This is a genomic window from Streptomyces sporangiiformans (assembly GCF_005768555.2).
GTDB classification, from domain to species: Bacteria; Actinomycetota; Actinomycetes; order Streptomycetales; family Streptomycetaceae; genus Streptomyces; species Streptomyces sporangiiformans.
Genome location: NZ_VCHX02000031.1, coordinates 1 through 5,939, shown reverse-complemented (window position 1 = coordinate 5,939; position 5,939 = coordinate 1). Strand labels below are relative to the sequence as shown.

Sequence of the window (5,939 nt, the reverse complement as noted above, 5' to 3'; positions counted from 1 at the left end):
GCCGGAGTCGTTGCATGTGGATGCGCCGTCGTCGCATGTGGACTGGTCGGCGGGGGCGGTGGAGTTGCTGTCCGAGGCCCATGTGTGGCCGGAGACGGACCGTCCTCGTCGTGCGGGTGTGTCGTCGTTCGGGGTGAGCGGTACCAACGCCCACGTGATCCTGGAGCAGGCGCCTGACGCCGGATCCGGGCCGGCTTCTGAGCCGGTTGACGGGGTGGTGGTGCCGTGGGTGTTGTCGGCGAAGTCGGAGGCCGCGCTCAAGGCACAGGCGGAGCGGCTGCGGTCGGGGCTGGCCGAGGACTGCTCGCCGGTTGATGTGGCGTTCTCGCTGGCGACGACGCGTGCGGCTTTGGAGCATCGCGCGGTGGCCATCGGTTCCGAACGCGCGGAGTTGCTGCGAGGTCTGGGTGCGATAGCGGAAGGCACTACCGCTGCTGGCGTAGTGCGGGGTGTGGCCCGGGACGATTCGGGGCTGACCGCGGTGCTGTTCTCGGGGCAGGGGTCTCAACGGGCGGGTATGGGCCGGGAGTTGTATGAGGCGTACCCGGTGTTCGCCGATGCGTTGGATGCGGTGTGTGCGGGGTTCGACCGGGTTCTGGAGCGGCCGCTGCGTGAAGTGATGTTCGAGGGCGGGGAGTTGCTGGATCAGACCGGCTATACGCAGCCGGGCCTGTTCGCCCTCGAGGTGGCGCTGTACCGGCTGGCGGAGAGCTGGGGTGTGCGCCCGGACTATGTGACCGGGCATTCCATCGGTGAGCTGGCGGCCGCCCATGTCGCCGGCGTGCTCTCCCTCGACGACGCGGTCACGCTGGTGGCGGCCCGTGGACGCCTGATGCAGGCGCTGCCCGCCGGTGGCGCGATGCTGGCGGTGGGTGCGGACGAGGCGACGGTGGCTCCGTATCTGGAGGGCCGTGAGAGTCAGGTGTCGCTGGCGGCGGTGAATGGTCCGTCGTCGGTGGTGATCGCTGGTGACGCGGACGTGGTGGCCGAGCTGGGCGCGCTGTTCGCTGAACTGGGTTGCAAGACCAAGCAGTTGCGGGTCAGTCATGCGTTCCATTCGCCGCACATGGACGCGATGCTGGACGACTTCCGGCAGGTCGCCGAGTCGCTGACGTATGAGCGGCCGTCGATTCCGGTGGTGTCGAATGTGACCGGTCAGGTCTCGGCGGATGTGGCGTCGGCGGAGTACTGGGTGCGTCATGTCCGTGCGGCGGTGCGTTTCGGTGACGGGGTGCGCTGGCTGGAGGACCAGGGCGTCAGTGTGTTCCTGGAGCTGGGCCCGGATGGGGTGCTGTCGGGCATGGCGCAGGAATCCCTCACCGGGGACGCGCAGTTGATCGCGGCCCTGCGCAAGGACCGACCCGAACCGGACGCCCTCGTCACCGCCCTGGGCCGCCTGCACGTCGCAGGCGTCACCCCGGACTGGCCGACGTACTTCGCCGGCACCCACGCTCGCCGAATCCCCCTGCCGACCTACCCCTTCCAGCGCCACCACTACTGGTTGGAGCCGGCCACCACCCCCGCCGAGACGGGCACCGACACCGGCACCGGCTCTGCAGCGGACGGCGAGTTCTGGTCGGCGGTGGAGCGGCTGGACGCTGACGCGCTGGCCGGGACGCTGGCGGTCGAGGAAGAGGCGCNTGACGCGCTGGCCGGGACGCTGGCGGTCGAGGAAGAGGCGCTGCGGGCGGTGCTGCCCGCGCTGGCGGGCTGGCACGGGCGGCAGCGGGAGCAGTCCGTGGTGGACGACTGGCGTTACCGGGTGGAGTGGAAGCCGCTGACAGGGCAGGCCGACGGCCGCCTCACCGGGACCTGGCTCCTGGTGACCCCCACCGGCGACCTCGCCGAGGAGTGGGCGGACACCGTCGCGGCCACGCTGGCCGGACGCGGCGCCGACACGGTCCGGCTCGATGTGGACGAGGCCGGCCTGGACCGGGCGGCGCTCGCCGAGCAACTGCGCGAGATCGCGGAGAAGTCCCCGCCGGCCGGAGTGTTCTCGCTTCTCGCCCTGAACGAGCGGCCGTTCGCTGGGCATGAGGCGCTGCCGCTGGGCACCGCCGGCACCGCCGTCCTCACCCAGGCCCTGGGTGACGCGGGCGTCGCGGCCCCGCTGTGGCTGGCCACCCGCGGCGCGGTGTCCACCGGGCGCGGCGATGTCGCCGACGGCGTCTCGCCGGCGCAGGCGCAGGTCTGGGGTCTTGGCCGGGTCATCGGCCTGGAGCACCCGGAGCGCTGGGGCGGCCTCGTCGACCTGCCGACCGTCGCCGACGAGCGGGTGAAGGAGCGGCTGGCCGCGGTCCTCGCGGGAACCGAGGACGAGGACCAGGTCGCCGTCCGGCCGTCCGGTGTCTACGCGCGGCGGCTGGTGCGTTCGCCGCTGGCTCCGAGCGGCGCCGCCGCCGTCTGGCAGCCCGCGGGCACTGTTCTCGTCACCGGTGGTACGGGCGCCCTGGGCGCCCATGTCGCGCGGTGGCTGCTCACCTCGGGTGCCGAGCACGTCGTACTGACGAGCCGCCGGGGCCGTGAGGCTCCGGGTGCCGCCGACCTGGAGGCCGAGCTGTCCGCCGTCGGCGACGGGCGGGTCACCGTCGCCGCCTGCGACGTGGCCGACCGTGACTCGGTGGCGGAGCTGACCAAGCGACTCGAAGCGGAGGGCTCCCCGGTCCGTGCAGTCGTGCACGCCGCGGGCGTCGGACAGGACACGTCCGTCGACGGGACGGGACTCGACGACTACGTCCGCGTCATGACCGCAAAGGTCGCCGGAGCGGTCAACCTCGACAGCGTCCTCGGCGACGCCGACCTGGACGCGTTCGTGCTGTTCTCGTCGATCGCCGGTGTCTGGGGCAGCGGTCTGCAGGGCGCGTACGCGGCGGGCAACGCCTTCCTCGACGCCCTCGCCGAGCAGCGACGGGGCCGCGGCCTCACGGCCACCTCGGTGGCCTGGGGACCCTGGGCCGAGGGCGGACTCGCCGCGGGCGAGGCCGGGGAGCAACTGCTGCGTCGCGGACTGCGTGCCATGGCACCCGGGCTCGCGGTCACCGCGCTGCGTTCCTCCCTGGAACGGGACGAGACCTGCGTCGTCGTCGCGGACGTCGCCTGGGAGCGATTCGTCCCCGCCTACACCGCGCGCCGCCGCCGCCCGCTCCTCGACGGAGTGGCCGACGTACGGGATCTGCTGGCGGCCGAGCAGGCCGACGGCCGGGACACGGCCAACGGCACCGACAGGGGCCAGGCACTGCGGGACCGGCTCATGGGCCTCGCGGCACCCGAACGCGCACGGCGACTTCGGGAACTGGTCCGCACCGGCGTCGCCGAGGTCCTGTCCTACCGGAACAAGTCCGAGGTCGACACGGACAAGAGCTTCCTGGAACTCGGCTTCGACTCGCTGACCGCCGTGGAGCTGCGCACGCAGCTGAACGGTGCGACCGGCCTGCGGCTGCCCGCGACGTTGGTCTTCGACTATCCGACGCCGTCGGCGCTCGCCGAGCACCTGGCCGAGGCCCTCTTCGAGACGGCGGACGGCGACGGCACGGCGGAACCCGGCGAGGACGAGATCCGAGGGCTGCTCGCCACGGTGCCGATCAGTCGCTTGCGCGAGGCCGGGCTGCTCACCTCCCTGCTGAGCCTCACCGGCCCGGCGGACCCTGCGACACCCGCCACCACGCCCACCGAGGACGAGACGAGCGAACTCGACTCGATGGACATCGACAACCTGATCGAGATCGCGCTCGACAGCAGTGACTCCTGAACACGGCCTGGAATCGGAGCTGATGATGACAACCAAGGACAACCGAGTCGTCGAAGCCCTGCGGGCCGCGCTGAAGGACGCCGAGCGGCTGCGCAGGCAGAACAACGAACTGACGGCATCCCAGCGGGAGCCGATCGCCATCGTCGGGATGAGCTGCCGCTACCCCGGCGGGGCCGCCTCGCCGGACCAGCTGTGGGACCTGGTCGCCTCCGGCAGCGACGCCATCACGCCGTTCCCCACCGACCGCGGCTGGGACCTCGGCTCGTTGTTCGACACCGGCCAGGACGGCACGGCCGCCAGCTCCACCGGCGCGGGCGGCTTCGTGGACGGCGCCGACCTGTTCGACACCGGGCTCTTCGGCATCAGCCCGCGTGAGGCGCTCGCCATGGACCCGCAGCAGCGGCTCCTCCTCGAAGGCTCGTGGGAGCTGTTCGAGCGCGCCGGCATCGCGCCGTCCGCGCTGCGTGGCACCCGCACCGGCGTGTTCGTCGGCGCCTCTTCGCAGCCCTACGGCTCCGACGTCGACGACCTACCCGAAGGCGTCGAGGGCCACCTCCTCACCGGCAACGTAACCAGTGTGGCCTCCGGCCGTATCTCTTACGTCTTCGGTCTCGAAGGCCCCGCCGTGACGATCGACACGGCCTGCTCCTCGTCGCTGGTCGCCCTGCACCTCGCCATCCAGTCGCTGCGCAAGGGCGAGTGCACCATGGCGCTCGCCGGCGGTGTGACCGTCATGGCGAGCCCCGCCGCGTTCACCGAGTTCAGCAAGCAGCGCGGACTCGCGCCCGACGGCCGCTGCAAGCCGTTTGCCGAGTCCGCCGACGGCACCGGCTGGTCGGAGGGTCTCGGCCTGCTCCTCGTGGAGCGGCTGTCGGACGCACTCCGCAACGGTCATGAGGTGCTCGCGGTCGTACGAGGCTCCGCGATCAACCAGGACGGTGCCTCCAACGGCCTGACCGCGCCCAACGGGCCCGCCCAGCGACGCGTGATCCGTCAGGCGCTCGCCGAGGCCGGCCTGTCCGCGTCCGAGGTGGACGCGGTGGAGGCGCACGGCACCGGTACGAGCCTCGGCGACCCCATCGAGGCCCAGGCGCTCCTGGCCACCTACGGCCAGGAACGGGAGGCCGACCGACCACTGTGGCTGGGCTCCATCAAGTCCAACATCGGTCACACGCAGGCCGCTTCGGGGGCCGCGGGCATCATCAAGATGGTCATGGCACTGCGCCGGGGAGTCCTGCCGCAGAGCCTGCACATCAACGAGCCGACCTCGCACGTGGACTGGTCGGCCGGGGCGGTCGAACTCCTCACCGAGAACGTGAACTGGCCCGAGGGGGACCGGCTCCGCCGTGCCGCCGTCTCGTCTTTCGGTGTGAGCGGCACCAACGCACACGTCATCCTCGAACAGGCCCCAGAGCTCATCGACGAGCCGGCGGCCGACCGCGCCGAGACCCCCTTCGTCCCGGTCACGCTCTCCGGCCGCAGCGCCGACGCCCTGCGCGGTCAGGCCGACCGCCTTCGTACCCACCTCCTAGCGCACCCGGACACCCGCCTCGACGACCTGGCCCACTCCCTCCTGACCACCCGGTCCGCCCTCGAACACCGTGCCGTCGTCGTGGCGGACACCCATGACGTGCTCCTCGCCGACCTGACAGCCCTGACGGAGGACCGCCCGGCGGCACGCGTCGTCACCGGCCGCGTACGCAAGGACGCGCTGACGGCGGTGTTGTTCTCGGGGCAGGGGTCTCAACGGGCGGGTATGGGCCGGGAGTTGTATGAGGCGTATCCGGTGTTCGCGGAGGCGTTGGATGCGGTGTGTGCGGGGTTCGACGGGGTGTTGGAGCGGCCGCTGCGTGAGGTGATGTTCGAGGGCGGGGAGTTGCTGGATCAGACCGGGTTCACGCAGCCGGGTCTGTTCGCTCTTGAGGTGGCCTTGTATCGGCTGGTGGAGAGCTGGGGGATCCGTCCCGACTATGTGACCGGGCATTCCATCGGTGAGCTGGCGGCCGCCCATGTGGCCGGCGTGCTCTCCCTCGATGACGCGGTGACGTTGGTGGCGGCCCGTGGACGCCTGATGCAGGCGCTGCCCGCTGGTGGTGCGATGCTGGCGGTCGGTGCGGATGAGGCGACGGTGGCCCCGTATCTGGAGGGCCGCGAGAGCCAGGTGTCGCTTGCCGCTGTCAACGGTCCGTCG

At 71.7% G+C, this 5,939-nt stretch carries 2 protein-coding genes and 1 pseudogene; all 3 read left to right on the top strand.

Going from position 1 to position 5,939, the window contains the following annotated elements:
- Positions 1-1,640: pseudogene (locus FGD71_RS48300) on the top strand (acyltransferase domain-containing protein); the annotation flags it as partial.
- 1 nt (position 1,641) lies between these two features.
- A partial coding sequence (locus FGD71_RS48295) for a beta-ketoacyl reductase (protein ID WP_280528324.1) occupies positions 1,642-3,748 on the top strand: 2,107 nt, incomplete at its 5' end.
- On the top strand, positions 3,738-5,939 hold a 2,202-nt coding region (locus tag FGD71_RS01560; protein WP_420878223.1), incomplete at its 3' end, for a type I polyketide synthase. The genes FGD71_RS48295 and FGD71_RS01560, both read left to right, overlap by 11 nt.